This window comes from Nocardioides sp. (assembly GCF_047607365.1).
Lineage (GTDB): Bacteria > Actinomycetota > Actinomycetes > Propionibacteriales > Nocardioidaceae > Nocardioides.
This window is the reverse complement of the sequence record NZ_JASGDD010000084.1, coordinates 1-3702: the sequence shown is the minus strand read 5'-3', so window position 1 is coordinate 3702 and position 3702 is coordinate 1. Positions and strand designations below refer to the sequence as shown.

Annotated in this window: 5 protein-coding genes; 4 read left to right on the top strand and 1 reads right to left on the bottom strand. The window is 70.2% G+C overall.

All coding sequences use genetic code 11. From position 1 onward, the window contains the following. Window positions 1-651: rhamnan synthesis F family protein (locus QM572_RS06585; protein WP_415091293.1), on the bottom strand; the 651-nt coding region annotated here is incomplete at its 3' end. 139 nt (window positions 652-790) lie between these two features. Between QM572_RS06585 and QM572_RS06580 the strand changes: the two genes are divergently transcribed. The 4 genes from QM572_RS06580 to QM572_RS06565 all read left to right on the top strand — a co-directional run. Continuing rightward, complete coding sequence (locus QM572_RS06580; RefSeq protein WP_415091291.1) at window positions 791-2065, top strand: ammonium transporter; 1275 nt, start codon at window positions 791-793, stop codon at window positions 2063-2065. Further along, window positions 2062-2400, top strand: a complete 339-nt coding sequence (locus QM572_RS06575; protein ID WP_415091289.1) for a P-II family nitrogen regulator — start codon at window positions 2062-2064, stop codon at window positions 2398-2400. Before QM572_RS06580 ends, QM572_RS06575 begins: the two co-directional genes overlap by 4 nt. A 24-nt stretch (window positions 2401-2424) precedes the next feature. Continuing rightward, complete coding sequence (locus tag QM572_RS06570) at window positions 2425-2763, top strand: P-II family nitrogen regulator (protein ID WP_415091287.1); 339 nt, start codon at window positions 2425-2427, stop codon at window positions 2761-2763. Window positions 2764-2931: 168 nt separating this feature from the next. Beyond that, a partial coding sequence (locus QM572_RS06565) for a nucleotidyltransferase domain-containing protein (RefSeq protein ID WP_415091285.1) occupies window positions 2932-3702 on the top strand: 771 nt, incomplete at its 3' end.

Below are 3702 nucleotides of genomic sequence, written 5' to 3'. Positions count from 1 at the left end.
GTGCCGCGCGCGGTTGGCCTTGCCGCGCAGCGCGCCGCGGTGGGCCGCCCACCACTCGACCCGCTCGCGCGCGACCGCGCGGTCGGCGTCGCTCTCGACGAAGTACGACGCCGACCGGAGGCCCGCCGCGTACAGGGTGGTCGACATGCCGACCTCGTAGCGGCGGATCACCTTCATCCGGTCCGAGAGCGGCTCCATGCCCGACCAGAAGCCGCGGAAGGCCTGCGAGCCGACCGTCCACGGCCGGAAGGCCACGAAGAAGCTCTGCACGTGGTGAGCGACGCGGTCGGTCTCGGTGAGGCCCCAGAAGTCGGCGTCGCGCGAGGACATCTCCTCGAGGATCCGCGCGTAGTCGCGCAGCGGGCCGACGTAGCTGTCGTTGCAGAGCACGACCTCGTCGTACGCCTGCAGCGTCGCCTCCGGCACCGACTCCAGGCCGGCCTTGTAGGAGAAGAAGTCGTAGCCGTAGTTGGCGCGCTCGATGAGCCGCACGCGCGCGCGGAGCCAGTCCCGCGATGACTCGGTGAGCTCGCTCGTGCTGACCACGACCACGTCCTCGAAGCCGGCAGCCAGCGCCTCGACCTGGCGGCGGACGTGGGGGCCGATCCCGCCTTCGGGGTCGAAGTTCGCCATCACGGCAAGTCGGGCCACGATCGTGAACCCTAGCGGAGCGTGCCGAGCGCGAGCCCGCCTCGTTCCGGGAACCTGTTACCTTCCTGAAACAAGTGGCGCGCGGCATCGAAACCTCCGGCCACGATGGTGAGGGCTCGACCAATCACCTGGAGGTTTCGTGGACGGCTACTACGCCTGGATGCTCGTGGCGACAGCCCTCGTCTTGATGATGACGGTTCCGGCGCTCGCCCTCTTCTACGGCGGCATGACGCGCTCGAAGTCGGTCCTCAACATGATGATGATGTCCTTCGTCGCCGTCGGCATCGTCGGCATCATCTACGTGCTCTGGGGCTGGTCGGAGTCCTTCGGCCCGGGTGACGGCACGTTCTTCGCCAATCCCTTCGACCTCTTCGGCCTCAAGGACGTCAGCAGCGACTCCTACATCGGGGTCATGTTCCAGCTGACCTTCGCGGCGATCACCGCCGCGCTGATCAGCGGCTCGATCGCCGACCGGGTGAAGTTCAGCGCCTGGATCGTCTTCCTCCCGTTCTGGGTGACGCTCTCCTACTTCCCGCTGGCCCACATGGTCTTCAGTTGCAGCGACAAGGCCCTCATCTGCACCAAGATCGGCGCCCAGGACTACGCCGGCGGCACGGCGGTCCACATCAACGCCGGTGTCGCGGGCCTCGTCCTCGCGATCATCGTCGGCAAGCGCGCCGGCTTCATGAAGGAGTCGATGAAGCCGCACAGCCTGCCGCTCACCATGATCGGCGCCGGGCTCCTCTGGTTCGGCTGGTACGGCTTCAACGTCGGCTCGATCGTCTTCGGCGACGACTGGAGCACCGAGTCGGGCGCGGCCGCCAATCTCCAGCAGTTCTTCAGCGAGACCGGCCGCACCTTCACCAACACGACGATCGCCACGATGGCCGCCATGCTCGGCTGGCTCGTCGTCGAGCGCCTCATCCACGGCAAGGCAACCTCGCTGGGCGCGGCCTCGGGCATCGTCGCCGGCCTGGTCGCCATCACGCCCTCCTGCGGCGCCGTCGACCCGGTCGGCGCGATCGCCATCGGCGCGATCGCGGGCGGCATCTGCGCCTGGGCGGTGGGCCTGAAGTTCAAGTTCGGCCTCGACGACTCCCTCGACGTCGTCGGCGTCCACCTCGTCGGCGGCATCGTCGGCACCGTGCTCATCGGCCTCTTCTCCACCTCCGACGGCGCCGGCGGCGTCGACGGCCTCTTCTACGGCGGGGGCTTCGGCTCCCTCGGCGACCAGGCCCTCGGCGCGCTCGTCGCCATCGCCTGGTCCGGCATCGCGACGGCGATCATCGGCCTGGCGATCAAGTACACGCTCGGCTGGCGGATCAGCGACGAGGCCGAGGTCGAGGGCATCGACGCCGACCAGCACGGCGAGGCCGCCTACGACATCGCGGGCGGCACGGGGGTCCTCGCGTGAAGCTGGTGACCGCGGTCATCAAGCCGCACAAGTGGGAGGACGTCCGCGAGGCCCTGGAGACCTTCGGCGTGACCGGCATGACGGTCAGCGAGGTCAGCGGCTACGGCCGGCAGAAGGGTCACACGGAGGTCTACCGCGGTGCCGAGTACGACATCGCGCTGGTCCCCAAGATCCGCATCGAGATCGTCGTCGAGGACGGCGACGCCGACGATGTGGTAGGCCTGATCGTGAAGACCGCGCAGACCGGTCGCATCGGCGATGGCAAGGTATGGGTCAGCGGCATCGAGACGGTCGTGCGGGTTCGCACCGGCGACCGCGACGGTGCCGCTCTCTAGCCGGCCGTTACGAGGAGGAGTCGCATGAAGCTCGTCACCGCGGTCATCAAGCCGCACAAGTGGGAGGACGTCCGCGTCGCTCTCGAAGCCGTCGGCGTCACCGGCATGACGGTCAGTGAGGTCAGCGGCTACGGCCGGCAGAAGGGCCACACCGAGGTCTACCGAGGCGCCGAGTACGACGTCGCCCTGGTGCCGAAGATCCGGATCGAGATCGTCGTCCCCGACGGTGACGCCGACGCGGTCGTCGACACCATCGTGAGCAGCGCGCAGACCGGTCGCATCGGCGACGGCAAGGTCTGGGTCTCCACCTTGGAAGGCATCGTCCGCGTCCGCACCGGCGACAAGGACGAGTCGGCGATCTAGGGCGTGACTCCCCATTCGGCCGGCGCTCCGCCGGCGCCGCATCCCGACCGGCAGCGTTGTCGGCGCTCAGCGCAGCCCGCTGCGCTCTCGCGCCTCCGCCTTGCCGGATCGGGCGCGGACGCCGCCGGATGCGCTTCGGCCGAATGGGGAGTCACGCCCTAGGCGCCCGTGAGCGCCAACGGACGCGCGGAGCGCACGGCGCAGGCCGACGCTCTGTGCCGGTCGGCCTTCGAGTCGGCTGACGCCTCGGGAACGTCGGGAGCGACGCTCGTCGCGGTCGGAGGGTACGGCCGCGGCGAGCTCGCTCCCTACTCCGACCTCGACGTCGTCCTCGTCCACGACGGAGAGGGCGACGACGCCGGGATCGGAGAGCTGGCCAGCGGGCTCTGGTATCCCCTCTGGGACTCCGGCGTACGCCTCGACCACTCCGTCCGCTCCTTCCCCGAGATGCTCGAGGCCGCGGCCGCCGACATCCGCGTTGCGATCGGGCTGCTCGACACCCGGCACCTCGCCGGTGATCCGGGCCAGTCGCTGCGGCTGCGCAGCGAGGTGCTGGCGCAGTGGCGCCGCCACGCCCGCGAGCGGCTGCCCGAGCTCCGCGAGCTCGTCGTCCAGCGCCACGCGATGATGGGGGAGCTCGCCCACGCCAGCGTCCCGGACCTCAAGGAGGCGGCCGGCGGGCTGCGCGACGCGACCAACCTCAAGGCCATCGTCGCCACCTGGCTGGTCGACGTCCCGCACGCGGAGGTGGAGCGCAGCCGTCTCGACCTCCTCGACCTGCGCGACCACGTGCACGACCTCGCCGGGCGCGCGACGGACCGGATCACGCCCGAGCTGTGGGCGCCGCTCGCCGAGCGGCTCGGCCTGCCCGGCGAGCGGGCCGCCCAGACGCACGTCCGGACCATCGGCCGCCGGATCGCCCACCTGACCCGGCTCACC